Genomic DNA, 23,761 nt, shown 5'->3' on the forward strand with positions numbered 1-23,761 from the left:
CGGAATGGTCAACTTTGCGGTTGAATAATGTCCGGGCCGCGCGGGGATTGCAATCAAACCCCGCGGGCAGGGGGTGAAGCGCAAATACCAACTTTATCAGGGGGTTGGGCATCGCCCTTGATTGCTTGACTTGCGACGCGTTCCACCCTAGACAGCCCGGCAACTGATGACGGGGGCGTTACAGATGGCCGAGGAGCCCCGGAACGACGACAGGGACGCGGATGCTGCCCGGTTGCGCGAACTGGAGGACCGGCTGTCCAGGCTTACCGAAAAGCCAGAGGCGAACATGCCGATGGCAGGCTATGACAAGGCGCATATCGCCTGGCGCATGGTCACCGAGATCGTCGCAGGCATCGTGCTGGGCGCCGGGATCGGATACGGGTTGGATTACGTGTTCGGCACCCTGCCGGTCATGCTGATCCTGTTCATACTTATCGGCTTCGTGGCCGGCATCAAGGTGATGATGCGCACGGCAGCCGAACTTGGCAGCACATCCGGCAAGCCGCCGGGCACCGACGAGAGGGATTGATCGTGGCGACAGAAGCGCATGGCGAGGCAACCGGCCTGTCTTTCCACCCGATGGATCAGTTCATCGTGCGCCCGCTGTTCAGCGACGGCCCGGTCCACTGGTACACGCCGACCAACGTGACGCTGTGGCTGTTCGCCATCGTCCTGGCCACGCTGGCCCTGCTGGTGCTGGGCACCCGCGGCCGCGCCATCGTGCCGAACCGCAGCCAGTCCATGGCCGAGATGTCCTATGGCATGATCCACAAGATGGTGGGCGACATCGCGGGCAAGGACGGGCTGAAGTACTTTCCCTACATCATGACGCTGTTCATGTTCGTGCTGTTCGCGAACTTCCTCGGCCTGCTGCCCATGGCCTTCACGGTGACCTCGCATATCGCGGTGACGGGCTTTCTGGCGCTGGCGGTGTTCCTGACGGTGACGGTCATCGGCTTCGTCAAGAACGGCGCGCATTTCCTGGATCTGTTCTGGGTGCGCTCGGCCCCGCTGGCGATCCGCCCGGTGCTGGCCGTGATCGAGGTGATCAGCTATTTCGTGCGGCCCCTCAGCCTTTCCATCCGACTTGCCGGCAACATGATCGCCGGTCACGCCGTGATCAAGGTGTTCGCGGGCTTTGCGGCGCTTATCCTGATCAATCCCGGTCTGGGCGCGCTTGTGACCCCCGTCTCGATCCTGGCGGTCGTGGGCATGTATGCCTTCGAAATCCTGGTGGCCTTTATCCAGGCTTACGTTTTCACCATCCTGACCTGCGTTTACCTGAAAGACGCGCTGCACCCGTCGCACTGACGCCGGGCTGCACAGGTCATCATCACCCCAATCCACAACTTCCAACCGCAAGGAGCATCATAATGGAAGGCAATATCGGAGAACTGGGCCAGTACATCGGCGTCGGCCTGACGGCCATCGGCATGGGCGGGGCTGCCATCGGTGTGGGCAACGTGGCCGGCAACTTCCTGTCGGGCGCCCTGCGCAACCCGTCGGCCGCCGCCAGCCAGACCGCCACGCTGTTCATCGGCATGGCCTTCGCGGAAGCCCTGGGGATTTTCTCGTTCCTGGTCGCGCTTCTGCTGATGTTCGCGGTCTGATCCCAAGCCATCCTTGCGGCGGGGTGGGGCTTGCTTGCCCCGCCCCTTCGTGACTTTCAAGGCCAGGGGTAGGACATGATCAGCCTGTTGCAAGAGGCCGCCCATACTGCGGCCGAACATACCGAAAGCGTGGCGAGTTCCGTCGCGCATGGCGAGACCGAAACGGCCACGGGCCTGCCCCAGCTGGATCTGACCTCCTTCGGGAACCAGATCTTCTGGCTGGTCGTCGCGATGGTCGTTCTCTACTGGATCGTCGCCAAGGTTGCGCTGCCGCGCATCGGCGCCGTCCTGTCGGACCGCCAGGGCGCCATCACCGGCGACCTGATGGCTGCCGAGGAATTCAAGCTGAAGGCCCGCGAGGCCGAGGCCGCCTATGACAAGGCGCTGGCCGATGCCCGGGCCGAGGCCGGCAAGATCGTCGCGGCGAACCGCGCGGAAATCCAGAAGGAACTGGATGCCGCCATCGCCCATGCCGATGCCGAGATCGCCGCGCGCGCCACGGAATCGGAACGCCGCATCCGCGAGATCCGCGATTCGGCGGACAACGATGCCCGCGAGGTTGCCCGCGACGTCACCGCCGAACTGGTCCGCGCCTTTGGCGGCGTGGTCGATCAGGCCGCGGTGGACCAGGCGGTGGACAGCCGCATGAAAGGGACCCTGCAATGAAGAAGCTTGCCGTCATTGCCGCCGCGGGCCTGGTCGCCAGTCCGGCCTTTGCCGCGACGGGTCCGTTCTTCTCGCTGCGGAACACGAACTTCATCGTCCTGATCGCCTTCCTGGTGTTCGTGGGCATCCTGTTCTATTTCAAGGTTCCCGCAAGGATCGGCACGCTGCTGGACCAGCGCGCCCACGGCATCCGCCGCGACCTAGACGAGGCCAAGCGCCTGCGCGAGGATGCGCAGGAGATCTATGCCAGCTTTGAACGCCGCCAGCGCGAGGTGGCGGGCCAGGCCGAGCAGATCGTGGCCAATGCCAAGCGCGAGGCTGAGGCGCAGGCCGCCAAGGCCAAGGCCGACCTGAAAACCTCGATCGAGCGCCGCCTGAAGGCCGCCGAGGACCAGATCGCCAGCGCCGAGAACGACGCGGTCCGCGCGGTGCGCGACCGGGCCGTGCAGACGGCGGTGGCTGCGGCCTCGACCCTGCTGGCGCAGCAGGTGGGCGCCGGACAGCGTTCCGCCGGGATCGACGACGCCATCGAAGACGTGGCGCGTCGGCTGAACTGACGGGCGCAGGCCGGATCAGGGACAGTGAAAAAGAAACCCCCGTCGCGAAAGCGGCGGGGGTTTTTCCTTGTCTGCCATGACGGTCGGAACCGGCCCGGTCGTGACACCGGCCCCGCCGCCTTGACGGATCAGCTGGTCGGGCGGATCAGGATCTCGACCCGGCGGTTCTGTGCGCGGCCCTGGGCGGTGTCGTTCGAGGCGATGGGCTGGTTGAAGCCCGCGCCCGTGGCGACGAGGCGCGAGGACGACACGCCTGCCGCCCCAAGGATGCCAGCGACCGATTGGGCGCGGCGCTGCGACAGGTCCATGTTCAGCGCGGCGCTGCCGGTGTTGTCGGTGTGGCCCACGACCTCGACCCGGCTGTTGGGATACTGGTTCAGGTTGCGCGCGACCGCATAAAGGTCGTTCTGCGCGGCGCCCGACACGGCGGCCGAGCCGGTGGCGAACAGGATGCCTTCGGGCATCACGACCTGCAGATAGGATCCGCGGTTGATGACCTGGATGTTCGGGTTGGACAGGGACTGCTGCAGCGCCTGCGCCTGGCGGTCCAGGATGTTGCCCGCGACGGCGCCCGCCGCCGCGCCAAGGATCGCCCCGCGCGCCGCGTCGCGGCCTTCGTTGTTGCTGTCGCTGTCACGGGTGGCGCCAAGGACCGCGCCGACGGCGGCCCCCGCCAAGGCGCCCTGCTGCGTGCGGCTCATCCCCGTGGTGGTGCCGGTGCCGTCGGTCGGTGCGCAGGCGCCAAGTGCTGCAAGGCCCGTGGCGGCAAGCATGGTGGTGAGGCGAAGGTTCATGAAATCGTCCTTTTCGGTCTGTCAGCGGGCCCCCGGCCCCTTCATGTCATGGCGGCCATGATTCTGCGGCCGTCGCTCAACATCGCCACGCTGGCCCGGTTCCGGGGCAAAGGGAAGTCACGGCTTTGTGGAAGCCCTTGGATCGGCGGAAAAAAACCTGCCTTGGGGGCGGGGCTTGCATTGGCGGGCGGGGGCGGCCAAAAGCGGCGGGCCATGGTCCAGACCCGCCGCCTGCCGCAGCCCTTGCCCTTCGCCCAGCAAGTCGCGATCTTCTCGCGCCTGGCCGAGGCGAATCCGAGGCCTGTGACCGAGCTGGAATTCACCAATCCCTTCACGCTGGTGGTCGCCGTCGCCCTTTCGGCGCAGGCGACCGATGTGGGCGTCAACAAGGCGACCAGGGGGCTGTTCGCCATGGCCGACACTCCGCAGAAGATGCTGGACCTGGGGCTTGAGGGCGTGACCGAGCATATCAAGACCATCGGGCTGTTCCGCCAGAAGGCGAAGAACGTCATCGCCCTGTCGCGCATCCTGGTCGAGGAGTTCGGCGGCGAGGTTCCCGACAGCCGCGCGGCGCTGATGCGCTTGCCGGGCGTGGGGCGCAAGACCGCGAACGTGGTGCTGAACAGCGCCTTCGGCCATCCCGCGCAGGCGGTCGACACGCATATCTTCCGCGTCGGCAACCGCACCCGCATCGCGCCGGGCCGCGACGTGGACGAGGTCGAGCGCGCCATCGAGGACAACGTGCCCGCGCGTTTCCAAGACAATGCCCATCACTGGCTGATCCTGCACGGCCGCTATATCTGCCAGGCCCGCCGCCCGCGCTGCGCGGTCTGCATCATCCACGATTTGTGCCCCTATGAGGAGAAGACCGCATGACCACCCCCTATGTGATCGGCATCGGCAATGCGGTCATGGACGTGATCTCGCCCACCGACGACGGCCGGCTGGCGGCGCTTGGGGTGCAGAAGGGCATCATGCAGCTGATCGAGCGCGAGCGGTCGGAATACCTGATGGCCGCGCAGGCGGACGACCACGGGCCGGGTCGCCTGCAGTCGCGCATGGTGCCGGGAGGGTCGGTGGCCAACACGCTGGCGGGCATCGGGATGCTGGGGCTGCGCACGGCCTTTATCGGGCGGGTCGCCGACGATCCGCTGGGCCTGTCCTATGCCGAGCAGACCGAGGCGGCGGGGACGGTCTTCGTGAACCCTCCGGTCGCGGGGGACCAGTTGCCGACCTCGCGCAGCATCATCCTGGTCACGCCGGATGGCGAGCGGTCGATGAACACCTACCTGGGGATCTCGGCCGAGCTGGGGCCGGATGACGTGAATCCCGCGGTTTTCCAAGGGGCTGGCTGGCTGTTCCTCGAAGGATACCTGTTCGACAAGCCCAAGGGGAAGGATGCGTTCCTGAAGGCCGCACGGTCCTGCCACGAGGCGGGCGGGCAGGCGGGGATCGCGCTGTCCGATCCCTTCTGCGTGGACCGCCATCGGGACGATTTCCGGCGCCTGGTCGCCGGACCGATGGATTACGTGATCGGCAACATCCACGAATGGCAGTCTCTCTATCAGGTCACGGATCTGGAAGAGGCGCTGCGGCTTGCCTCTGCCGACTGCGACACGGTGATCTGCACGCGATCGGGCGAGGACGCGATCCTGATCCGCAATGGCGAGCGTGTGACGGCGCCGGTCCACCGGATCGTGCCGGTCGATGCGACCGGGGCGGGCGACCAGTTCGCGGCAGGGCTGATCTATGGGCTGGCGACGGGTGCCCCGCTGGAGGCGGCGGGCCGGATGGGCTGCATCGCCGCCGCCGAGGTGATCGCGCATGTCGGCCCGCGGCCCGAGCGTGACCTGCGGGCGGATTTCCGCGCCGAAGGGCTGATCTGAGGCTTTGCGTCCCGCGACTGCCGGGGACTTCACGTCCCCCACCCGGGCCTGCCGGCCCTTCTCCGCTGAAAAAGGTCCACTGGACCTTTTTCCGGGCGCTTCGAAGCCCCCCCTGGGATATTTGGGCCAAAGTGAAAGGCCCTTGGGTCGGAGGTCGCGGCGTTGCGCGGATATCGCGTGGCGTGTATCAGGGCCGGAACGAATTTGCAGCTTGAAGGACATGGCGGATGCGCAGGGTTGTTGTCACCGGATTGGGCATGGTCACGCCGCTGGCCTGCGGCGTCGAGGCGACATGGGAGCGGTTGCTGGCCGGGCAATCCGGCGCGGGACCGATCACCCGCTTCGATTCCAAGGATGTGGTGACGAAATACGCCTGCGAGATCCCCTTGGGCGACGGCAGCGACGGCAGCTTCAATCCCGACGACTGGATGGAACCCAAGGACCGGCGCAAGGTCGATGACTTCATCCTGTATGGCATGGCCGCGGCCGAGCAGGCGGTGAAGGATTCCGGCTGGGAGCCGCAGACCGAGGAAGACCGAGAGCGGACCGGCGTGATGATCGGGTCGGGGATCGGCGGGCTGACCTCCATCGCGGAAACGGCGGTGCTGATCAAGGAACGCGGGCCGAAACGCGTGTCGCCCTTCTTCATTCCGGGCGCGCTGATCAACCTGGTGTCGGGGCAGGTCAGCATCCGCTTCGGCTTCAAGGGGCCGAACCATGCGGTCGTCACGGCCTGCTCCACCGGGGCGCATGCCATCGGCGATGCGGCGCGGCTGATCATGCTGGGCGATGCCGACGTGATGGTCGCGGGCGGCGCGGAAAGCCCGATCAGCGAGATCGGGATCGCGGGCTTCAATGCCTGCAAGGCGCTGTCCACCAAGCGCGACAACGATCCGCAGGCGGCCAGCCGGCCTTGGGATGTGGACCGCGACGGCTTCGTCATGGGCGAAGGCGCGGGCTGCCTTGTGCTTGAGGAATACGAGCACGCCAGGGCACGCGGTGCCACGATCTATGCCGAGGTGCTGGGCTATGGCCTGTCGGGCGACGCCTATCACATCACCGCCCCGAGCGAGGATGGCGACGGCGGCTTCCGCGCAATGCAGAACGCGTTGCGCAACGCCAGGCTGGAGCCGTCGGCGATCGACTATATCAACGCGCATGGCACCAGCACCATGGCCGACACCATCGAGCTTGGCGCGGTCGAGCGACTGCTGGGCGATCACGCGAAGAACGTGGTGATGTCGTCCACCAAGTCGAGCATCGGGCACCTGCTGGGAGCTGCGGGCGCGGTCGAGGCGATCTTCTGCGTGTTGTCGATCCGCGACCAGATCTGCCCGCCGACGATCAACCTGGACAACCCCGCGGTCGAGCCGCAGCTTGACCTGGCGGCCAATGCCGCCGTGCGGCGCAAGGTGGATGTGGTGCTGTCCAACAGCTTCGGCTTCGGCGGCACCAATGCAAGCTTGGTCCTGGGGGCGGTCAAGGAATGATCTGGCGCAACATCGCCTCGAATTTCCTGACGCTGCTGATCGTCCTGCTGATCGCGGCGGCGGCGGCGGTGGCCTGGGGACGGCACCAGTTCACCGGACCGGGGCCGAGTGCGGTCGCGCAATGCGTGCAGGTCACGCCGGGGGCGAGCCTGAACGCCGTCAGCCAGCAACTGGCCGAGCAGGGGGCGATCAGCAACGCCTATGTCTTCCGCGCCGGGACGGATTACATGGACAAAGCCCGGGATCTGAAGTTCGGCAGCTATCTGGTGCCGCCCCATGCCAGCATGGAGCAGATCGTGGGCGTCATCACGGCAGGCGGGCCATCCACCTGCGGGACCGAGGTGCTGGTGCGCGTGGGGGTGCGGGAAAATACCGTGCTGCTGCGCGACATGAACCCCGATACAGGCGCCTTCGAGGAGATGGCGCGCTACAACCCCTCGACGGACACGGCGCCGGAGGCCATCACGGCGGCGGCGGAAAAGCCCGGCGCGCGGCTGCGTGTTACCATGGCCGAGGGTGTGACCAGTTGGCAGGTGGTCGAGGCGCTGAAGGCGGCGAGCTTCCTGACCGGCGAGGTCGAGGACGTCCCGGCCGAGGGCAGCCTTGCACCCGACACCTATGAGGTCGAGAAGGGCGGCAGCCGCACGGCCCTGCTGGCCGAGATGGCGCAGCGGCAGTCCGCGATCCTGGCCGAGGAATGGGAGGCGCGTCCCTTCGGTCTGCCCTACGAGACGCCCGAGGAGGCGCTGATCATGGCCTCCATCGTCGAGAAGGAGACAGGGGAGCCAGAGGAGCGTCCTCAGGTCGCCAGCGTCTTCGTCAACCGGCTGGAGCAGGGAATGCGGCTGGAGACCGACCCGACGGTGATCTATGGCATCACCAATGGCAAGGGCATCCTGGATCGCGGGTTGCGGCGGTCGGAACTGGCGGCGCCGACGCCCTATAACACCTATCGCGTCGATGGGCTGCCGCCGACTCCGATCGCCAATCCGGGCCGTGCCGCGATCCGGGCCGCGCTGAACCCCGACAGCACGGAATATCTGTTCTTCGTGGCCGACGGCACGGGCGGGCACGCCTTTTCCCGCACGCTGCAGGAGCACAATGCCGCCGTGGCCCGCTGGCGCGAGATCGAGCGGCAGCAGGGCGGCGACCCGACCAGCCCGGTCCAGGGCGACGGCTGAGAACGCAAGCCGTTCAAAGGGTTTGACAAAGCCCGTTCCCTTGCGCAGCATCGTGTCAAGGGGCGGGCTTTTTCGATGGCGTGAACCCGCGCCGGGCCGTCGCCTGTTGCAGGAGGATGCGCCATGAAACTGTCCGACATGTTTTCGACCCTGGCCGACAACGCCCGTCTTTACGAGCAGCGCGTGAACGAGTGGCAGGACCAGATGAACGTCCGCAACGACGAGATGCTGGCCAGCGCGCGCAAGTGGCAGGAAACCGCCATACAGCGCCAGGACGAGATGAACCGCCAGATCCGCGGCTATTTCGACGAAGCTGGGGAAAACGTCCGCAGCCAATGGCAGACCATGCAGACCGCATGGGAAGAGCAGTTCCAGAAGATGCGCGAGAAAGGCGAGGAGATGCGCGCATCGGCCATGAAGTCAGGGAATTTCCCGGAATGGGCCGAAGCCTATGCCGCGCAGATGGTGGGATTCGCGCAAAGGATGCAGGACGAGGCCGCCAATGCCATCGCCGCCGCCACCGAGGCGCGAAGCAAGGGCAAGAACACGAAGGACGTGTGAGCGGCGAATCCCGTTGCGCCTGCCGGCCTGTCTCGGCGGGCGATTCTGCGGCGGGATGAGAGGTGTTGCGCGGGGTGTTGCACGATGCAAGCCGTTGTTTAGGAAGAATAACAACATCTGGACCGTGCGCGCCTTGGTTGAGCAATTGACTTATCGAACGCCCTAAGGTAGAACATTCACATGCTGGGAAAAGTGGGCAAGCGGCCGGGGGCGACCCCTAGGGCCGCTTTTTCAGTTTTCGGCTCGTGCGGACAGGACACGAGGCGGGACAGTTTGCATGAACGATATGGAATGGCGCGGGATCACTGATCCCGAAGGACCGTTCGTGGCCGGGGACAACCCGGCGCGGGCGGGCGTGAAGCCGGTTGCGAGTGCGGAGGCAGCGATGGACCCCAGTGAGGCCATCGCCGTCGCCGAAGGGTTGTTCTGGTCCTATGTCAAAGACTTGAAGCGTCACGAGGCCGCGCTGGAGGCCCGGCAGAGCGGGGCCGTGGACCCGGCCGAGCTGAAGGAAGCCATGCAAACCGCGAAGGTCGTCCGCGAGGCGGTGGGCCTTCTGATGGCGGAAAGGAACAGGGTTGACAAGTTACGCAAGGATATCGCCGGCGGGGTCGGGGGCGGAAGCCTTGACCTTGACGCGGCACGAGATGAAATCGGGCGCCGCCTGGCTTGCCTCCGCCGCGCCGGAGGAAGTTGACGCATTCCTGGGCGGGCTGTCGGAAAACGCGCTGATGGCGCTGCCCTGGCTGTTCGAGTTCTGGGCCCTGCCGCACCAGTTGCCCCCCGAGGGCGACTGGAAGACCTGGGTCATCATGGGCGGGCGCGGCGCGGGCAAGACCCGCGCCGGGTCCGAATGGGTGCGGCGGATGGTCGAGGGGCCGAATGCCGCCGCACCGGGGAAATGCCATCGCGTGGCCCTGGTCGGGGAAACCTTCGACCAGGTGCGCGAGGTGATGGTGTTTGGTGAGTCGGGCATCCTGGCCTGTTCCCCGCCCGACCGGCGTCCCGTCTGGGAAGCGGGGCGGCGGCGGCTGGTCTGGGCCAATGGCGCGACCGCCACGGTCTATTCCGCGCATGAGCCAGAGGCGCTGCGCGGGCCGCAGTTCGACGCGGCCTGGGCAGACGAACTGGCCAAGTGGAAGAAGTCGGAGGATGTCTGGGACATGCTGCAATTCGCGCTGCGCCTGGGCGAGCATCCGCAGCAGGTGGTCACGACCACGCCGCGCAATGTGGGAGTGCTGAAGCGGATCCTGGGCAATGCCTCGACCGTGACGACCCATGCGCCGACCGATGCGAACCGCGCCTATCTGGCGGAAAGCTTCCTGGCCGAGGTGGCCTCGCGATACGGCGGGACGCGGCTGGGGCGGCAGGAACTGGACGGCGTGCTGCTGGACGATGTCGAGGGCGCGCTGTGGACGACCGCGATGCTGGAGGGCGCGCGGGTGGAACGGGCGCCGAAGCTGTCGCGTGTTGTGGTGGCTGTGGATCCGGCGGTGACGGCGGGCAAGGCCAGCGACGAATGCGGGATCGTGGTCGCCGGTGTGGTGACCGAGGGTGAGCCGGGAAGCTGGACCGCCTATGTGCTGGAGGACGCCACCGTGAAGGGCGGACCGCTGGACTGGGCGCGCGCGGCGATTGCCGCAATGGATCGCCACAGAGCCGAGCGGCTGGTGGCCGAGGTGAACCAGGGCGGTGACTTGGTGGAGAGTGTGATCCGGCAGGTGGATCCCTTGGTCCCGTTCCGCGCCCTGCGGGCCGGCCGGGGCAAGGGACTGCGGGCCGAGCCGGTGGCTGCGCTTTATGAACAAGGGCGGGTCAAGCACCTGCGGGGCTTGGGCGCGCTGGAGGATCAGATGTGCCAGATGACGGTGCGGGGCTTCGAGGGGCGCGGGTCGCCCGACCGGCTGGATGCGCTGGTCTGGGCGATTCATGAACTGGTGATCGAGCCGGGGGCAAGCTGGCGGCGGCCGCAGATGCGGCGGTTGTGAAGCTGGGGGCTTCACCCCCAGACCCCCAGGATATTTGGACCAAGATGAAGGGGCTGCCGTTTGGCGGCCCTTTTTCGTTGGCATGGAGGCGAGAGATGGCGTTTCGGTTGTTTTCGCGGGAGGAGAAGCAGGCTCCTCCGCCAGAAGGGAAGGCCAGCGCGACCGGCCGGGTCGTGGCCCTTGCCAGTGGCGGGGGCCAGGCGGTCTGGTCGTCTCGGGATACCGCCAGCCTGACGCGCGGCGGGTTTGTGGGCAATCCGGTCGGCTTTCGCTGTGTCAAGCTGATCGCCGAGGCGGCGGCCGCGGTGCCCCTGGTCTGCGAGGACCGCGACCGGCGCTATGACATCCACCCGGTGCTGGATCTGCTGCGGCGGCCCAATCCGGGGCAGGGCCGGGCGGAACTGTTCGAGGCGCTGTTCGGGCAGATGCTGCTGTCGGGCAACGGCTATGTCGAGGCGGCGGGCCTCGGCGCGCAGGGGCTGCCCGAGGAGCTTCATGTCCTGCGGTCGGACCGGATGAGCATCGTTCCGGGGGCGGATGGCTGGCCTGTCGCCTATGACTACGCGGTCGGGGGGCGCAAGCATCGGTTCGACATGACGGGCAGTCCCGATCCGATCTGCCATATCAAGTCATTCCATCCGCAGGACGATCATTACGGACTGTCGCCCATGCAGGCGGCGGCGATGGCGCTGGACGTGCACAACAGCGCAAGCGCCTGGTCCAAGGCGCTGCTGGATAACGCGGCGCGGCCCAGTGGCGCGATCGTCTACAAGGGCGTGGACGGGCAGGGGGTGCTGTCGCCCGAGCAATACGACCGGCTGGTGGGCGAGATCGAGATGAACCACCAGGGCGCCCGCAATGCGGGGCGTCCGATGCTGCTGGAGGGTGGGCTCGACTGGAAGCCGATGGGGTTCTCGCCCTCGGACATGGAGTTCCACGAGACGAAGATGGCGGCAGCGCGGGAAATCGCGCTGGCCTTCGGGGTGCCGCCGATGCTGCTGGGGATCCCCGGCGACGCGACCTATGCCAACTATGCCGAGGCGCACCGGGCCTTTTATCGCCTGACGGTGCTGCCCTTGGCCACGCGGGTCGCGGCATCGGTCGCCTGGTGGCTGTCCGAGCATCTGGGGGCCGAGGTCGAGTTGCGCCCCGATCCGGACCGCATCCCGGCCCTGGCCGAGGAGCGGGACCAGCAGTGGAAGCGCATCGGCGAGGCCATGTTCCTGACGGATGCGGAGAAACGGGCCCTTCTGGGCCTGCCGCCGCTGGCCGGGGCGTGACCCATGGAGGGGTCGCGCTTTGTGAAGGACAGCCTGGGTTGGCACGACCAGCGTTTCGAGGCGCAGGAGCGGATCATGGCGCTGCAGTTCGGCACCGTGGAGAAGCGGCTGGAGCGGATCGAGGCGCTGATCGAGGGCCTGGAGCGGCGCTTGTGGATGACCGTCTATGGCGTCGTCGCGGTGATCCTGACGCAGGCGGTGCAGGGCATTCTGGAATTTGCGCCCAAAGGAGGCTGATGGATGGTTCCGGGACTTGAGGTGAAATTCGCGGGCGGCGCGCCTGTCCTGAGCGATGGACAGGTGATCGAAGGCTATGCCAGCCTGTTCGGCCTGACCGACCAGGGCGGCGATGCGGTCCTGCCGGGGGCATTCGGGGCATCGCTGGCACGGCTGGCGGCCAAGGGCGACAAGGTGCGGATGCTGTGGCAGCACGATCCGCAGAAGCCCATCGGCGTCTGGGATGAGATCCGCGAGGACGAGAAGGGGTTGTGGGTCAAGGGACGCCTGCTGCCGGAGGTGGCGCAGGCCCGCGAGGCCGCGGCGCTGATCCAGGCGGGGGCCATCGACGGGCTGTCGATCGGCTATCGCACTATCCGTGCCGAACGCGACGGCAAGGGCCGCCGCGTGCTGGCCGAGGTCGAGTTGTGGGAGGTGTCGCTGGTCACCTTCCCGATGCTGCCCGAGGCCAAGGTGGGCCGCAAGGAGGCGGACGATCTGCGCGAGGTGGCGGCGCTGTTCGTGGCGGCGGCGGAAGCGCTGCGGGTTTGAGATTGGCGGTGCGTGCGAGCACGCACCCTACGGGTTTGGAGCGCCTTGGCGGTCCGAAAAAAGGGGCGGGTCGGCCCCGATCATCGCGATGAGGAGAAGATCATGACCGAGGTGAAAGCCGCGGAGGGTGGCGGCACGGCCGCCGACCTGAAGGGGGCCATGTTGGGGTTCGTGAGCGAACTCAAGGGCTTTCGGGACGACATCCAGAAGAAGTTCACTGCACAGGAAGAGCGTATGAACATGCTTGATCGCAAGACCGCCATCCGTGGCCGTGCCCCGCTGTCCACCACCGCGGAGGTCGAGGTGCCCCACCAGAAGGCGTTCAACGCCTATCTGCGCAGCGGCGACGACGACGGCCTGCGTGGCCTGGTCATCGAGGAGAAGGGCCTGACGGTCGCCAGCGACGGCGGCTTCCTGGCCGCGCCCCAGGTTGCCGAGACGGTGCAGAACGTGCTGCGTTCCGGCGCGTCCTTGCGCAAGCTGGCCAATGTCGTGGCCATCGAATCCGCCAGCTATGAAGTGCTGGTCGAGAAGAACGAGATGGGCGCGGGCTGGGCGACCGAGACCGCTGCCGCCGAGACGACGCCGGGCCAGATCGAGCGCATCTCGATCCCGCTGCACGAGCTGTCGGCGATGCCCAAGGCCAGCCAGCGCCTGCTGGACGACGCGGCCTTCGACGTCGAGGCCTGGCTGGCCGAGCGGATCGCCGACAAGTTCGCCCGGTCCGAGGCCGCGGCCTTCATCACCGGCGATGGCGTGGCAAAGCCGAAAGGCATCCTGACCTATCCGACCGCGTTGAACGCGACCGCGGGCACCAGCAAGATCGGCGTGGTCGAGACCGGCACCGCGGGCGGCTTCGACCCGATAGCCCCGGCGGATGCGCTGATCGACCTGATCTATGCCCTGGGCGCGGAATACCGGGTCAATGCCAGCTTCGTCATGAACTCGAAAACCGCGGCGGTCATTCGCAAGATGAAGGATGCCGATGGCCGGTTCCTGTGGACCGACGCGCTGGCCGCAGGGCAGACGCCGCAACTGCTGGGCTATCCCGTCCTGATCAGCGAAGACATGCCCGATATCGGCACCGATGCGCTGGCCGTGGCCTTTGGTGATTTCCGCGCCGCCTATACCATCGTCGAGCGTCCCGACCTGCGCGTGCTGCGCGACCCGTTCAGCGCCAAGCCGCATGTGCTGTTCTATGCGACCAAGCGCGTGGGCGGCGGCGTGACCGATTTCCGCGCCGTCAAGCTGCTGCAGTTCGCCTGATCCCGGTTCGCGGGATCGGGTGAGGGAAAGACCGCGCACGGGTCGCTGGCCGTCCTGGCTTTGCAACTGTCCGCGCGTGCTGATGGCCGGAGCGCGGGCGCGGTCTTTCCCGTCTTGAAGCGACGACAAGGCCCCGGCGGGCCTTGTCCCGGTGGATGACGAGCGGACAGCAAGACGGGAGGTTCGCGAGATGATGCTGATCGAGGAAACGGCGCCTGCAGCCGGGGCGCTGCCTGTCGCGGCGCTGCGCGAGCATTTGCGGCTTGGAACGGGTTTCGAGATTGCCGAGGACAGCGCCGAGGACACGGCCCTGACAGGCTTTCTGCGGGCCGCGATCGCGACGATCGAGGCGCGCACGGGCAAGGTGCTGCTGACGCGGCGCTTTCGGATGCAATTGGACGATTGGCGCGACAGGCTGGGCCAGACGCTGCCCTTGGCGCCGGTGGTTTCGGTCGAGAAGATCGAGATCGACGACGGCATGGGCACGGTGACCGAGATCCCGCCCGAGAACTGGCGGCTTTTGCCGCATGGGCAGCGGCCGATGATCCTGCCCACCGGGGTCATCCTGCCGCATGTGCCGCGCCGGGGCATGGTCAACGTGACCTTCATCGCCGGCTTCGGAGAGACCTGGGCAGCGGTTCCCGCCGATCTGGCGCAGGCGGTCGTGATGCTGGCGGCGCGTTACTACGAGGATCGCAGCGGCGATGCAGCGCGGGGCGCGATGCCCTTCGGCGTCAGCGCGCTGATCGAACGGTGGCGGCAAGTGCGCACCCTGGCCGGCCGCGGCAACCGCGAGGCGCGGCGATGAGCGCGCCCAGGCTGAATGTCCGGCTGGAGCTTGAGGGATCGGTTCGGCAGGACGACGGAATGGGCGGCTATCGCATGGTCTGGCAGCGGGTCGGGTCGCTCTGGGCCGAGATGAAGGCTGGCACGGGGCAGGAACGCGGGGCCGAGGTCGGTCCCGAGAGCGTCGTGTCCTGGCGGATCACCGTGCGGGGCGCCCGCGCCGGCGACCCGCGCCGCCCGGTCGTGGGCCAGAGGCTGCGGATGGGCCAGCGCCTGTTCGCCATCGAGGCGGTGGCCGAGCGCGATCCGCAGGGCCTGTGGCTGACCTGCTTTGCCCGAGAGGAGGAACACGCATGAGCTTCGTTGGAAGCGTCGCCCTGCAGGGGGCGGTCTATCAGCACCTGCGCGCCGATGCCGCGCTGCACGACTTGGTGGGCGACGCGATCTTCGACGCGATGCCGGTCGAGGCCCCCACAGGGGTCTTCGTCTCTCTGGGGCCCGAGGATGTGCGGGATGCGGGCGACATGACGGCGGCAGGATCGCGGCATGATTTCGTCGTCTCGGTCCTGTCGGGCGCCGATCGGGGCGCGGGCTTTGCGGCGGTCAAGGCCGCCGCCGCCGCCGTGGCCGAGTCGCTGGACCAGGCGCCGCTGGCCCTGAGCAGGGGGCGGCTGACCGCCCTGTGGTTCCTGCGCGCAAGGGCGCGGCGGGTGGAAAACGGTGCCGCGCGGCGGGTCGACCTGACCTTTCGCGCGCGGATTGATCTGGGCTGAGGAGTAGGACCAATGGCGGCACAGAATGGACGCGATCTGCTGATCAAGATGGACATGACCGGGGACGGGGCGTTCGAGACCATTGCAGGTCTTCGCGCCTCGCGCTTGTCGTTCAATGCCGAGACGGTCGATGTGACCAGTCTGGAAAGCGAGGGCGGCTGGCGCGAGTTGCTGGGCGGGGCGGGCGTGCGCAGCGCCTCGATTTCCGGGTCGGGCGTGTTTCGCGACGCCAATACCGACGGGAGGGCGCGGCAGATCTTCTTTGACGGCGAGGTGCCGCGCTTCCAGGTGGTGATCCCGGATTTCGGCACGGTCGAGGGCCCGTTCCAGATCACCGCGCTGGAATATGCGGGAAGCTATAATGGCGAGGCGACCTATGAGGTGACGATGGCCTCGGCCGGCGCCCTGACCTTCGTGGCACTGCCATGACGAACCCGTTGCGCGGAGAGGTCGAGGTGGTGCTGGACGGCACCCCGCATATCGCCCGGCTGACGCTGGGGGCGCTGGCCGAGTTGGAGCATGACCTGGGCGCGGACAGCCTGATGGCGATTGCCGGACGGTTCGAGCAGGGCCGCTTCAGCAGCCGCGATGTGCTGGCGGTGCTGGTCGCGGGGCTGCGCGGGGGCGGCTGGCGCGGCACGGCAGCGGACCTGCTGACGGTCGAGATCGGCGGCGGGCCGGTGGCAGCAGGCCGGGCTGCGGCCGAGCTTCTGGCGCGGGCGTTCCGGATCGCGGCATGAGCGGGGGGCTGGACTGGCCCGGCCTGATGCGGGCGGGGATGCGCAGCCTGGGCCTGCGCCCGGACCAGTTCTGGGCCCTGACGCCGGCGGAACTGGCGCTGATGCTGGGGGTCGAGGCGGGGCCGCCAGCCATGACACGTGACCGGTTGGCGGAACTGGCCGCGCTCTATCCCGACCGGCCAGGGGAAACATCTGCATGAGGGGCGAGGGATTATGGCCAACAAGGATGGGTTCAGCTCGACGCTGGACGAACTTGACGAGGGGTTCAGCCACACCAGCCGCATGACCGCCGCCTTTGAGGCGGAACTGGAGCGGCTGCGCCGGTCCATGACGGTCACCGCGCGCGAGGTCGGATCGCTGAGTTCGGGGATCGAGGGGGGGCTGCGGCGGTCCTTTGACGGGCTGATCTTCGACGGCGACAAGCTGTCCGAGGCGCTGAAGGGCATTGGCCGGTCGATCGCGGACACGGTGTTCTCGATGGCGATGAAGCCCGTTGAGAATGCCCTGGCCGGGTCGCTGGCGCAGGGGATGGGCGGGATGCTGGCGGGCGCGCTGCCTTTCGCCAAGGGCGGGGCGTTTGTCCAGGGGCGGGTCATGCCCTTTGCCAAGGGCGGAGTTGTCAGCCAGCCCACGCACTTCCCGATGCGCGGGGCAACCGGCCTGATGGGCGAGGCCGGTCCCGAGGCGATCATGCCGCTGCGCCGGGGCGCCGATGGCCGCCTGGGCGTTGCGGCGGCCGGTGGAGGCGCGCGCCCTATGAACGTGACGGTAAACGTGACCACGCCGGATGTCGCGGGCTTCAAGCGCAGCCAGTCGCAGATCGCCGCGCAGCTTGGCCGCGTGTTGGCGCGCGGCGAACGCAACAGCTGAGACAGGAGCCGTTCATGGCATTTCACGAGGTAAGATTTCCGGCGAACCTGTCCTTCGGATCGGTCGGAGGTCCGGAGCGGCGGACCGAGATCGTGGCCCTTGCCAGCGGATTCGAGGAACGCAATACCCCCTGGGCCCATGCCCGCCGCCGCTATGACGCGGGCATGGGGTTGCGGTCGCTGGACGACCTGTCGTCCCTTGTCGCCTTCTTCGAGGCGCGGGCGGGCCAGTTGCACGGGTTCCGCTGGAAGGACTGGTCGGACTACAAGAGCTGCCTGCCCTCGCGCACGCCGGCCTTTGACGATCAGGTGATCGCGCAGGGGGACGGCGTCACCAGGGTCTTTCAACTGACCAAGACCTATCTGTCGGGGCCCGGCAGCTATGCGCGACCGATCAGCAAGCCGGTCCGGGACAGCGTCCGGGCAGGCATTGGCGGCAACGAGGTGTTCCCCGGCACGCATTATGCCGTGGATCATGCCCAGGGGCTGATCACCTTTGTCGAGGCGCCACAGCCGGGTGCCGAGATCACGGCGGGTTATGAGTTCGACGTGCCGGTGCGGTTCGACACTGATCGCATCTCGGTTTCCGTGGCCTCTTTCCAGGCGGGCGAGATGCCGGCCATTCCGGTGATCGAGGTGCGGGTATGACCGCGACGACGATTGCGCGTGCTTGGATGGTGCGCCGCGCCGACGGGATGGTGCTGGGCTTTACTGACCATGACGCGATGCTGGTCTTCGACGGCATCCGGTTCCGTCCGGACCACGGCATGTCGGCTCGCGCCCTGGTGCAGGCGACGGGGTTGTCGGTCGACAACTCGGAGGCCGAAGGGGCGCTGTCGGACGATGCGATCACGGAAAAGGACGTGCTGGCGGGCCGCTGGGACGGCGCGCAGGTCAAGATGTGGGAGGTGGACTGGACCGACGTGGCTGCCCGGCGCCTGGTCTTTGCGGGGAGCCTGGGTGAGATCGCGCGGTCCCAGGGTGCGTTCCGCGCCGAGCTTCGTGGCCTGTCGGAACCGCTGAACGCGGCGCGGGGGCGGGTGTTTCATCCGCGCTGTTCGGCGCGTCTGGGGGATGGCCGCTGCAAGCTGTCGCTGTCCGGTGAGACGTTCATGGCCGAAACCGCCGTGGCCCAGGTGGACGACGGGCGCATCCTGCGTTTTTCAGGCTTTCCGACCTATGAGGCCGGCTGGTTCGAGCGTGGCAGCCTGCTGGTTCTGAGCGGCGCGGCAGAGGGCCTGCGTGGCACGGTCAAGAACGACACCGCCTTGCCGGACGGCGGGCGCGAGATAGAGCTGTGGCAGGGCCTGGGGATAGCGCCAGTCGTGGGTGATCGCGTCCGGCTGGTGGCGGGCTGCGACAAGCGCGCCGCGACATGCCGTGACAAGTTCGGCAATTTCGTGAACTTCCGCGGCTTCCCTCATCTGCCGTCCGAGGATTGGATCATGGCGCCGCAGGCAGGAGGAAACCGTGGCTGAGGATGTGGTTTCCATCGCAAGGACCTGGATCGGCACGCCCTATCAGCATCAGGCCAGCACCAAGGGCGTGGCCTGCGATTGCCTGGGGCTGATCCGGGGCATCTGGCGGGAACGCCATGGCGGCGAGCCCGAGGCGCCCCCGCCCTACACCCCCGACTGGGGCGAGGGCGGGGGTCAGGAAGTCCTGATGGCGGCCGCGTTGCGCCATCTGGTCCCCGTCGATCGCGGGGCCGACTGGCTTCCCGGCGACGTGCTGCTGTTCCGGATGCGGGCTCGCGCGGTCGCCAAGCACCTGGGCATCCTCTCGCAGGCGGGTGAGGCTCCCCGCTTCCTCCACGCCTACAACGCGCATGGCGTCATCGACAGCCCGTTGACGACGCCTTGGCAGAACCGGATCGCTGCCCGGTTCCGCTTTCCCTGAACCCAGACCTTAGGAGGCCGAAATGGCGACCATTGTGCTGTCCGCCGTAGGGGCGTCGATTGGCGGAAGCTTTGGCGGCGCGGTTCTTGGCCTGTCGGGCGCGGTCATCGGCCGCGCGGTCGGCGCCACGGTCGGCCAGGTCATCGACCAGAAGCTGCTGGGCAGCGGGTCGAAGGCCGTGGAAACCGGCCGCATCGACCGCCTGCGCCTGCAGACCGCTGGCGAGGGCGTGGCCATCCCCCGCATCTGGGGGCAGATGCGCCTGCCGGGCCATGTCATCTGGGCCTCGCCACTGGAGGAGATCGCGCGGTCCGAGGATGCGGGCGGCGGCAAGGGCACGCCCCGGTTGCAGGTCACGCAGATCAGCTATAGCCTGTCGGTCGCGCTTGCACTGTGCGAGGGGCGCATCCTCGGCGTGGGCCGGGTCTGGGCGGATGGCGAGGAGATCTCGGCCGACGACCTGAACATGCGCGTCTATAACGGCGATGAGGACCAGCGGCCCGACCCGGCCATCGCCGCGCATGAAGGCGATCTGGCGCCGGCCTATCGCGGGCTGGCCTATGTGGTGCTGGAGGATCTCAATCTGGAGCCCTGGGGCAACCGGATGCCGCAGCTGAGCTTCGAGGTCACCTCGCCCGCGCAGGACGGCAGCGGGTTGTGCCGCGACGTGCGAGCGGTGGCGCTGATCCCCGGCACGGGCGAGTATTCGCTGGCGACCACGCCGGTCAACCAGGATCTGGGTCTTGGCGAGTTGCGGTCAACCAACGTGAACACGCCCATGGGCGGGACCGACTTCACGGCCTCGATGAACATTCTGAGGCGCGAGTTGCCGAATGTGGGTTCGGTGTCGATGGTCGTGTCCTGGTTCGGCAGCGACCTGCGTATCAGCCATTGCACCGTCCAGCCCAAGGTCGAGCAAAAGGAGATCGACGGGGACGAGATGCCCTGGATGGTCGCGGGCATCGACCGCAAGGCTGCGGCGGAGGTTGCGCGCGTCGACGACCGGCCGATCTATGGCGGAACACCAGCGGATCAGGCTGTCGTCGAGGGGCTGCGGGCCATCGCGGCCTCGGGGCGGAAGGCGGTCTTCTATCCGTTCATCCTGATGGAGCAGCTTGCGGGCAACAAGCTGCCCGACCCCTATGGCGCCGAGGAGCAGCCGGTCATGCCTTGGCGTGGGCGGGTCACGACCTCGGTCGCGCCGGGGCGGGCGGGGTCGGCCGACGGGACGGCGGCTGCGGCGGCCGAGGTCCAAGCGTTCTTTGGTTCTGCGGCTGTCGGCGACTTTGTTCGGGATGGCGACAAGGTACGCTATCAGGGACCGGACGAGTGGTCCTATCGCCGGTTCATCCTGCATTATGCCCATCTGTGCGCAGCGGCGGGCGGGATCGACGCCTTCCTGATCGGATCCGAGATGGTCGGCATGACGCAGGTCCGTGGCGCGGGGAACAGCTATCCCGCCGTGCAGCAACTGTGCCGCCTGGCCGAGGATGTGCGCGCGATACTGGGGCCGTCGGTCAAGATCGGCTATGCCTCGGACTGGTCGGAGTATTTCGGCCATCATCCGGGCGACGGCGAACTGTTCTTTCACCTGGACCCGCTATGGGCACATCCCGAGATCGACTTCATCGGCATCGACAATTACATGCCGTTGTCCGACTGGCGGGATGGAGAGGACCACCTGGATGCCGGATGGGGCCGCATCGGCAACCCGGACTATCTGGAAGCCAATGTCTGCGGGGGCGAGGGCTTCGACTGGTATTATGCCAGCGACGCCGACCGCGATGCGCAACGGCGCACGCCCATCACGGATGGCGGCTATGACGAGGCCTGGGTCTGGAAATACAAGGATCTGAAAAGCTGGTGGCAGAACCTGCATTACGATCGCCCGAACGGCGTGCGGTCGCGGCAGGCCACGGCTTGGGTGCCGGGATCGAAGCCGATCTGGTTCACGGAATATGGCTGCGCGGCGCTGGACAAGGCAACCAACCAGCCCAACAAGTTCCTGGACGCGATGAGTTCGGAAAGCACGCTGCCCCACTATTCCAACGGGCAGCGCGATGATGCGATCCAGGCGGCCTATGTCCAGGCGGTCACGTCCTATTGGTCGAAGCCTATGAACAACCCCGCGATGAAGGATGGCCGGCGCATGGTCGATCTGGACCGGGCGCATGTCTGGTGCTGGGATGCGCGGCCCTTCCCGGCCTTTCCCGGCCGGCCGGATCTGTGGTCTGACGGCCCCGCCTGGCAGCGCGGGCATTGGCTGAACGGCCGGGCGGGGTCGGTTATGTTGGGGTCAGTCATCGCCGACATCTGCCGCGACGCGGGCGTCACGGATTTCGACACCAGCGCGGTCAGCGGGGTTGTGCGCGGCTTTCAGGTCGGTGGCGGCGAGACTTCGCGCGCGGCGTTGCAGCCGATCCTGCTGGCCCATGCCATCGACGTGGTCGAGCGCGACGGATCGCTGCGGTTCGTTCCTCGCTACGGGCTGGTGAAGCGGACGCTGGGCCGAGAGCATCTGGCGATTGGCGAGGAGGTTTCCGGTTTCGAAACCGTCAGGCAAGCGCAGGCTGAACTGTCGGGCCGCCTGCGGGTGACTCATGTCGAGGCGGGCGCGGACTATGCGGCAGCGACGGCCGAAGCCAGCCTGGCCGATGCGGACGGCAGCACATTCAGCGAAAGCGAATTCGCCATGTCCCTGACGCGCGCCGAAGGCCGGGCCATGGCCGAACGCTGGCTGGCGGAAGCGGCCGTGTCGCGCGACACGGCACGCTTTGCGCTGCCGCCCTCGGCCGCCGATCTGGGGCCGGGCGACGTGATCCGCATGGATGACGGCCGTGCCGAGCCGAAGCGCTGGCGGATTGACCGGGTGGAACGCGCGGGCGTGATCACCGTCGATGCGGTGCGTGTCGAACCTGGCGTCTATCAGCAGGCTGCGGCGAACGAGGATGACGGGATCATCAACCGCCATACCCCGACCTTGCCGGTCTGGTCGCTGTTTCTGGACCTGCCGCTGCTGAAGGGGGACGAGCAGCCGCATGCGCCCTATCTGGCCGCCACGGCGAAGCCTTGGCCGGGGTCGGTGCTGGCCTATTCCTCGGTCGAGAGCGACGGCGGGTTCGAACTGAACACGACGCTGAGAAAGCGGGCGTTCATCGGACGGACCGAATCGCCGTTGCATTGCGCGCGGCCGGGGATCATCGACCGCGGAGCGCCACTTCGCATCCGGTTGAAGGATGCCTCGCTGCGGTCGGTCGGCATGAGGGCGCTTCTCGCGGGATCGAACGTGCTGGTGATCGGAGACGGCTCGCTGGAGAACTGGGAGGTCATGCAGTTTTCCAGCGCGAATCCGGTCGAGAAGGACGTGTGGGAAATCGGCGGCAGGCTGCGCGGGCAGGCGGGTACCGATGGCATCATCCCCGAGGTCTGGCCCAAGGGCAGCGTGGTGGTGATCCTGGATGGCGCAGCGCAGCAGGTGAACCTGCCGCCCTCGGCGCGTGGGCAGGAACGCTTCTGGCGCATCGGTCCCGCACGGCGGGCCTTCGACGATCCCAGCTATCGCGCGCGCGTGACCGAGGCGCGGGGGATCGGCCTGCGCCCCTATGCACCCTGCCATCTACGCATGGATGGCCGCACCCTGTCCTGGATCCGCCGGAGCCGTGTCGACGGGGACGGGTGGGAGGGCGAGGACATCCCGCTGGGCGAGGCTCGCGAACGCTATCGCGTGCGCATAATTCAGGCGGGCACTGTCCTGCACGAAGCGGATGTCGGCACGCCGGCCTATGCCTTCCCCGAACAGGTCTGGAATGCCGCCCATGCGGGCGGCGCCTTTACCGCAGCCGTTGCGCAACTGTCCGACCAGTTCGGCGCGGGCCCCTATGCCAGGAGGACTTTCAATGTCGAATGAAACCATGCGCCTTCAGATGCCGCTGCTTCAGCCCGCGCAGGCCCAGAAGCATGTCACCGTCAACGAGGCGCTGATGCGGCTGGACGGTCTGACCAATGCCGTCCTGGAAAGCTGCTCGACCCCGACCCTGCCCGAAGTAGTAATCGATGGCCAGTGCTGGGCGGTGCCGCCGGGCGCGACCGGTGCCTGGTCGGGAAAGGCAGGGCAGATTGCGGTGGGCGCGAACGGGGGGTGGATCTTTGTCAGCCCTTTTCGCGGAATGCGTGCATTTGTGGCCGACCGTGGGGCCGAAGCCATCTTTGACGGCCAGTCGTGGTTCATTGGCGCGGCCACCCTTGGCACCATGGGTTCGGGCCTGGCATTCGGCATGGCCGAAGGCGAGGTGAATGTCGGGGCGGGCGCAACCTTCGACACCGGCATCACGATTCCGGCCAGCGTCATGGTGATCGGCGCAGTTGCGCGGGTCACGAAGGCGCTGACCGGTTCGCTCCAGACCTGGCGCCTGGGCACAGCGGATTCCAGCAACCGCTTTGGCCAGGGCTTGGGCAAGGGCGCGGGTTCCTGGGCACGCGGCATGCTGGGGACGCCCATGACCTATTACTCTGGCTCGAACCTGCTGATGACGGGCGAAGGCGGCGCGTTCACCGGCGGGGCCGTGAGGCTTGCCGTTCACTGGCTGGAACTGCGGCTGCCCGACTGACAGCCGTGCTTTCAACTGCCGATGCTTCGCGCTAAGAAGG

At 67.5% G+C, this 23,761-nt stretch carries 29 protein-coding genes; 28 read left to right on the forward strand and 1 reads right to left on the reverse strand.

What is annotated here, in order from left to right:
- Positions 1 to 184 precede the first annotated feature (184 nt).
- From OU682_RS04115 to OU682_RS04135, 5 genes are all read left to right on the forward strand, one after another.
- Complete coding sequence (locus OU682_RS04115; protein WP_268940796.1) at positions 185 to 529, forward strand: AtpZ/AtpI family protein; 345 nt, start codon at positions 185 to 187, stop codon at positions 527 to 529.
- A 2-nt stretch (positions 530 to 531) separates the two neighbouring features.
- Positions 532 to 1,311 (forward strand): F0F1 ATP synthase subunit A, encoded by a 780-nt coding sequence (locus tag OU682_RS04120; protein WP_268940797.1) that lies wholly within the window; start codon positions 532 to 534, stop codon positions 1,309 to 1,311.
- Between the two features lie 62 nt (positions 1,312 to 1,373).
- Positions 1,374 to 1,610 (forward strand): F0F1 ATP synthase subunit C, encoded by a 237-nt coding sequence (locus tag OU682_RS04125; RefSeq protein WP_089388724.1) that lies wholly within the window; start codon positions 1,374 to 1,376, stop codon positions 1,608 to 1,610.
- Between the two features lie 75 nt (positions 1,611 to 1,685).
- Complete coding sequence (locus OU682_RS04130; RefSeq protein ID WP_268940798.1) at positions 1,686 to 2,276, forward strand: F0F1 ATP synthase subunit B'; 591 nt, start codon at positions 1,686 to 1,688, stop codon at positions 2,274 to 2,276.
- Positions 2,273 to 2,833: a F0F1 ATP synthase subunit B gene (locus tag OU682_RS04135; RefSeq protein ID WP_268940799.1), complete on the forward strand. Its 561-nt coding sequence runs from the start codon at positions 2,273 to 2,275 to the stop codon at positions 2,831 to 2,833. Before OU682_RS04130 ends, OU682_RS04135 begins: the two co-directional genes overlap by 4 nt.
- A gap of 128 nt (positions 2,834 to 2,961) precedes the next feature.
- Here the strand turns inward: OU682_RS04135 and OU682_RS04140 are convergent, their stop codons facing one another.
- On the reverse strand, positions 2,962 to 3,627 hold the full coding sequence (locus OU682_RS04140) for a YiaD family glycine zipper/OmpA-like lipoprotein (protein WP_268940800.1): 666 nt from the start codon (positions 3,625 to 3,627) through the stop codon (positions 2,962 to 2,964).
- A 213-nt stretch (positions 3,628 to 3,840) separates the two neighbouring features.
- Here OU682_RS04140 and nth point away from each other — a divergent pair, with 213 nt between their 5' ends.
- From nth to OU682_RS04255, 23 genes are all read left to right on the forward strand, one after another.
- Positions 3,841 to 4,503 carry an endonuclease III gene (gene nth, locus OU682_RS04145; protein WP_268940801.1) on the forward strand — a complete coding sequence of 221 codons (663 nt, stop codon included), beginning with the start codon at positions 3,841 to 3,843 and terminating at the stop codon, positions 4,501 to 4,503.
- A complete protein-coding gene (locus OU682_RS04150; protein ID WP_268940802.1) occupies positions 4,500 to 5,513 on the forward strand; it encodes an adenosine kinase in 1,014 nt (337 codons plus the stop codon). Before nth ends, OU682_RS04150 begins: the two co-directional genes overlap by 4 nt.
- 227 nt (positions 5,514 to 5,740) lie before the next feature.
- The gene (gene fabF / locus OU682_RS04155; RefSeq protein ID WP_268940803.1) at positions 5,741 to 7,003 is read left to right on the forward strand and encodes a beta-ketoacyl-ACP synthase II; all 1,263 of its coding nucleotides are present in this window, start codon (positions 5,741 to 5,743) and stop codon (positions 7,001 to 7,003) included.
- Positions 7,000 to 8,184 carry an endolytic transglycosylase MltG gene (gene mltG, locus OU682_RS04160; protein WP_268940804.1) on the forward strand — a complete coding sequence of 395 codons (1,185 nt, stop codon included), beginning with the start codon at positions 7,000 to 7,002 and terminating at the stop codon, positions 8,182 to 8,184. Before fabF ends, mltG begins: the two co-directional genes overlap by 4 nt.
- 123 nt (positions 8,185 to 8,307) lie before the next feature.
- On the forward strand, positions 8,308 to 8,745 hold the full coding sequence (locus OU682_RS04165; RefSeq protein ID WP_268940805.1) for a hypothetical protein: 438 nt from the start codon (positions 8,308 to 8,310) through the stop codon (positions 8,743 to 8,745).
- Positions 8,746 to 9,022: 277 nt separating this feature from the next.
- Positions 9,023 to 9,442 carry a permease gene (locus OU682_RS04170; protein WP_268940806.1) on the forward strand — a complete coding sequence of 140 codons (420 nt, stop codon included), beginning with the start codon at positions 9,023 to 9,025 and terminating at the stop codon, positions 9,440 to 9,442.
- Positions 9,393 to 10,733, forward strand: coding sequence for a DNA-packaging protein (locus OU682_RS04175; protein WP_268940900.1), 1,341 nt, complete (start codon positions 9,393 to 9,395; stop codon positions 10,731 to 10,733). Before OU682_RS04170 ends, OU682_RS04175 begins: the two co-directional genes overlap by 50 nt.
- 95 nt (positions 10,734 to 10,828) lie before the next feature.
- On the forward strand, positions 10,829 to 12,013 hold the full coding sequence (locus tag OU682_RS04180; protein WP_268940807.1) for a phage portal protein: 1,185 nt from the start codon (positions 10,829 to 10,831) through the stop codon (positions 12,011 to 12,013).
- A gap of 3 nt (positions 12,014 to 12,016) precedes the next feature.
- Positions 12,017 to 12,250 (forward strand): GTA head formation protein, RCAP_rcc01685 family, encoded by a 234-nt coding sequence (locus tag OU682_RS04185; protein WP_268940808.1) that lies wholly within the window; start codon positions 12,017 to 12,019, stop codon positions 12,248 to 12,250.
- A 3-nt stretch (positions 12,251 to 12,253) separates the two neighbouring features.
- Positions 12,254 to 12,781, forward strand: coding sequence for an HK97 family phage prohead protease (locus OU682_RS04190; RefSeq protein ID WP_268940809.1), 528 nt, complete (start codon positions 12,254 to 12,256; stop codon positions 12,779 to 12,781).
- 102 nt (positions 12,782 to 12,883) lie between these two features.
- Positions 12,884 to 14,047: a phage major capsid protein gene (locus OU682_RS04195; protein WP_268940810.1), complete on the forward strand. Its 1,164-nt coding sequence runs from the start codon at positions 12,884 to 12,886 to the stop codon at positions 14,045 to 14,047.
- A 190-nt stretch (positions 14,048 to 14,237) separates the two neighbouring features.
- Positions 14,238 to 14,855, forward strand: coding sequence for a head-tail connector protein (locus OU682_RS04200; protein ID WP_268940811.1), 618 nt, complete (start codon positions 14,238 to 14,240; stop codon positions 14,853 to 14,855).
- Entirely contained in the window at positions 14,852 to 15,190 is a 339-nt protein-coding gene (locus OU682_RS04205; protein WP_268940812.1) for a head-tail adaptor protein, read from the forward strand. The genes OU682_RS04200 and OU682_RS04205 overlap by 4 nt, the downstream gene beginning before the upstream one ends.
- A complete protein-coding gene (locus tag OU682_RS04210) occupies positions 15,187 to 15,606 on the forward strand; it encodes a DUF3168 domain-containing protein (RefSeq protein WP_268940813.1) in 420 nt (139 codons plus the stop codon). Before OU682_RS04205 ends, OU682_RS04210 begins: the two co-directional genes overlap by 4 nt.
- Positions 15,607 to 15,618: 12 nt before the next feature.
- Entirely contained in the window at positions 15,619 to 16,035 is a 417-nt protein-coding gene (locus OU682_RS04215) for a phage major tail protein, TP901-1 family (protein WP_207465775.1), read from the forward strand.
- Positions 16,032 to 16,346: a gene transfer agent family protein gene (locus OU682_RS04220; RefSeq protein ID WP_268940814.1), complete on the forward strand. Its 315-nt coding sequence runs from the start codon at positions 16,032 to 16,034 to the stop codon at positions 16,344 to 16,346. The genes OU682_RS04215 and OU682_RS04220 overlap by 4 nt, the downstream gene beginning before the upstream one ends.
- The gene (locus OU682_RS04225; RefSeq protein ID WP_268940815.1) at positions 16,343 to 16,546 is read left to right on the forward strand and encodes a phage tail assembly chaperone; all 204 of its coding nucleotides are present in this window, start codon (positions 16,343 to 16,345) and stop codon (positions 16,544 to 16,546) included. The genes OU682_RS04220 and OU682_RS04225 overlap by 4 nt, the downstream gene beginning before the upstream one ends.
- A gap of 13 nt (positions 16,547 to 16,559) precedes the next feature.
- Positions 16,560 to 17,216 carry an RcGTA-type gene transfer agent tail tape measure protein gene (locus OU682_RS04230; protein ID WP_371832201.1) on the forward strand — a complete coding sequence of 219 codons (657 nt, stop codon included), beginning with the start codon at positions 16,560 to 16,562 and terminating at the stop codon, positions 17,214 to 17,216.
- 14 nt (positions 17,217 to 17,230) lie between these two features.
- Complete coding sequence (locus tag OU682_RS04235) at positions 17,231 to 17,863, forward strand: DUF2460 domain-containing protein (protein WP_268940816.1); 633 nt, start codon at positions 17,231 to 17,233, stop codon at positions 17,861 to 17,863.
- On the forward strand, positions 17,860 to 18,693 hold the full coding sequence (locus tag OU682_RS04240) for a phage/gene transfer agent baseplate hub protein (RefSeq protein ID WP_268940817.1): 834 nt from the start codon (positions 17,860 to 17,862) through the stop codon (positions 18,691 to 18,693). The genes OU682_RS04235 and OU682_RS04240 overlap by 4 nt, the downstream gene beginning before the upstream one ends.
- The gene (locus OU682_RS04245; RefSeq protein ID WP_268940818.1) at positions 18,686 to 19,114 is read left to right on the forward strand and encodes a C40 family peptidase; all 429 of its coding nucleotides are present in this window, start codon (positions 18,686 to 18,688) and stop codon (positions 19,112 to 19,114) included. The genes OU682_RS04240 and OU682_RS04245 overlap by 8 nt, the downstream gene beginning before the upstream one ends.
- 22 nt (positions 19,115 to 19,136) lie before the next feature.
- Positions 19,137 to 23,021: a baseplate multidomain protein megatron gene (locus OU682_RS04250; RefSeq protein ID WP_268940819.1), complete on the forward strand. Its 3,885-nt coding sequence runs from the start codon at positions 19,137 to 19,139 to the stop codon at positions 23,019 to 23,021.
- The gene (locus OU682_RS04255) at positions 23,011 to 23,721 is read left to right on the forward strand and encodes a DUF2793 domain-containing protein (protein WP_268940820.1); all 711 of its coding nucleotides are present in this window, start codon (positions 23,011 to 23,013) and stop codon (positions 23,719 to 23,721) included. Before OU682_RS04250 ends, OU682_RS04255 begins: the two co-directional genes overlap by 11 nt.
- Positions 23,722 to 23,761 lie beyond the last annotated feature (40 nt).

The organism is Paracoccus benzoatiresistens (genome assembly GCF_026913015.1).
Taxonomy (GTDB): Bacteria; Pseudomonadota; Alphaproteobacteria; order Rhodobacterales; family Rhodobacteraceae; genus Paracoccus; species Paracoccus benzoatiresistens.

Excerpts from the sequence above, each read along its gene's own strand:
- OU682_RS04195 (WP_268940810.1), top strand. The coding sequence starts at position 12,884 with ATGACCGAGGTGAAAGCCGCGGAGGGTGGCGGCACGGCCGCCGACCTG.
- OU682_RS04175 (WP_268940900.1), top strand. The coding sequence starts at position 9,393 with ATGAAATCGGGCGCCGCCTGGCTTGCCTCCGCCGCGCCGGAGGAAGTT.
- OU682_RS04115 (WP_268940796.1), top strand. The coding sequence starts at position 185 with ATGGCCGAGGAGCCCCGGAACGACGACAGGGACGCGGATGCTGCCCGG.
- OU682_RS04225 (WP_268940815.1), top strand. The coding sequence starts at position 16,343 with ATGAGCGGGGGGCTGGACTGGCCCGGCCTGATGCGGGCGGGGATGCGC.
- OU682_RS04170 (WP_268940806.1), top strand. The coding sequence starts at position 9,023 with ATGAACGATATGGAATGGCGCGGGATCACTGATCCCGAAGGACCGTTC.
- OU682_RS04210 (WP_268940813.1), top strand. The coding sequence starts at position 15,187 with ATGAGCTTCGTTGGAAGCGTCGCCCTGCAGGGGGCGGTCTATCAGCAC.
- OU682_RS04200 (WP_268940811.1), top strand. The coding sequence starts at position 14,238 with ATGATGCTGATCGAGGAAACGGCGCCTGCAGCCGGGGCGCTGCCTGTC.
- OU682_RS04185 (WP_268940808.1), top strand. The coding sequence starts at position 12,017 with ATGGAGGGGTCGCGCTTTGTGAAGGACAGCCTGGGTTGGCACGACCAG.
- nth (WP_268940801.1), top strand. The coding sequence starts at position 3,841 with ATGGTCCAGACCCGCCGCCTGCCGCAGCCCTTGCCCTTCGCCCAGCAA.
- OU682_RS04235 (WP_268940816.1), top strand. The coding sequence starts at position 17,231 with ATGGCATTTCACGAGGTAAGATTTCCGGCGAACCTGTCCTTCGGATCG.
- OU682_RS04230 (WP_371832201.1), top strand. The coding sequence starts at position 16,560 with ATGGCCAACAAGGATGGGTTCAGCTCGACGCTGGACGAACTTGACGAG.
- OU682_RS04190 (WP_268940809.1), top strand. The coding sequence starts at position 12,254 with ATGGTTCCGGGACTTGAGGTGAAATTCGCGGGCGGCGCGCCTGTCCTG.
- fabF (WP_268940803.1), top strand. The coding sequence starts at position 5,741 with ATGCGCAGGGTTGTTGTCACCGGATTGGGCATGGTCACGCCGCTGGCC.
- mltG (WP_268940804.1), top strand. The coding sequence starts at position 7,000 with ATGATCTGGCGCAACATCGCCTCGAATTTCCTGACGCTGCTGATCGTC.
- OU682_RS04240 (WP_268940817.1), top strand. The coding sequence starts at position 17,860 with ATGACCGCGACGACGATTGCGCGTGCTTGGATGGTGCGCCGCGCCGAC.
- OU682_RS04140 (WP_268940800.1), bottom strand. The coding sequence starts at position 3,627 with ATGAACCTTCGCCTCACCACCATGCTTGCCGCCACGGGCCTTGCAGCA.
- OU682_RS04135 (WP_268940799.1), top strand. The coding sequence starts at position 2,273 with ATGAAGAAGCTTGCCGTCATTGCCGCCGCGGGCCTGGTCGCCAGTCCG.
- OU682_RS04150 (WP_268940802.1), top strand. The coding sequence starts at position 4,500 with ATGACCACCCCCTATGTGATCGGCATCGGCAATGCGGTCATGGACGTG.
- OU682_RS04215 (WP_207465775.1), top strand. The coding sequence starts at position 15,619 with ATGGCGGCACAGAATGGACGCGATCTGCTGATCAAGATGGACATGACC.
- OU682_RS04255 (WP_268940820.1), top strand. The coding sequence starts at position 23,011 with ATGTCGAATGAAACCATGCGCCTTCAGATGCCGCTGCTTCAGCCCGCG.
- OU682_RS04250 (WP_268940819.1), top strand. The coding sequence starts at position 19,137 with ATGGCGACCATTGTGCTGTCCGCCGTAGGGGCGTCGATTGGCGGAAGC.
- OU682_RS04205 (WP_268940812.1), top strand. The coding sequence starts at position 14,852 with ATGAGCGCGCCCAGGCTGAATGTCCGGCTGGAGCTTGAGGGATCGGTT.
- OU682_RS04165 (WP_268940805.1), top strand. The coding sequence starts at position 8,308 with ATGAAACTGTCCGACATGTTTTCGACCCTGGCCGACAACGCCCGTCTT.
- OU682_RS04130 (WP_268940798.1), top strand. The coding sequence starts at position 1,686 with ATGATCAGCCTGTTGCAAGAGGCCGCCCATACTGCGGCCGAACATACC.
- OU682_RS04180 (WP_268940807.1), top strand. The coding sequence starts at position 10,829 with ATGGCGTTTCGGTTGTTTTCGCGGGAGGAGAAGCAGGCTCCTCCGCCA.
- OU682_RS04220 (WP_268940814.1), top strand. The coding sequence starts at position 16,032 with ATGACGAACCCGTTGCGCGGAGAGGTCGAGGTGGTGCTGGACGGCACC.
- OU682_RS04125 (WP_089388724.1), top strand. The coding sequence starts at position 1,374 with ATGGAAGGCAATATCGGAGAACTGGGCCAGTACATCGGCGTCGGCCTG.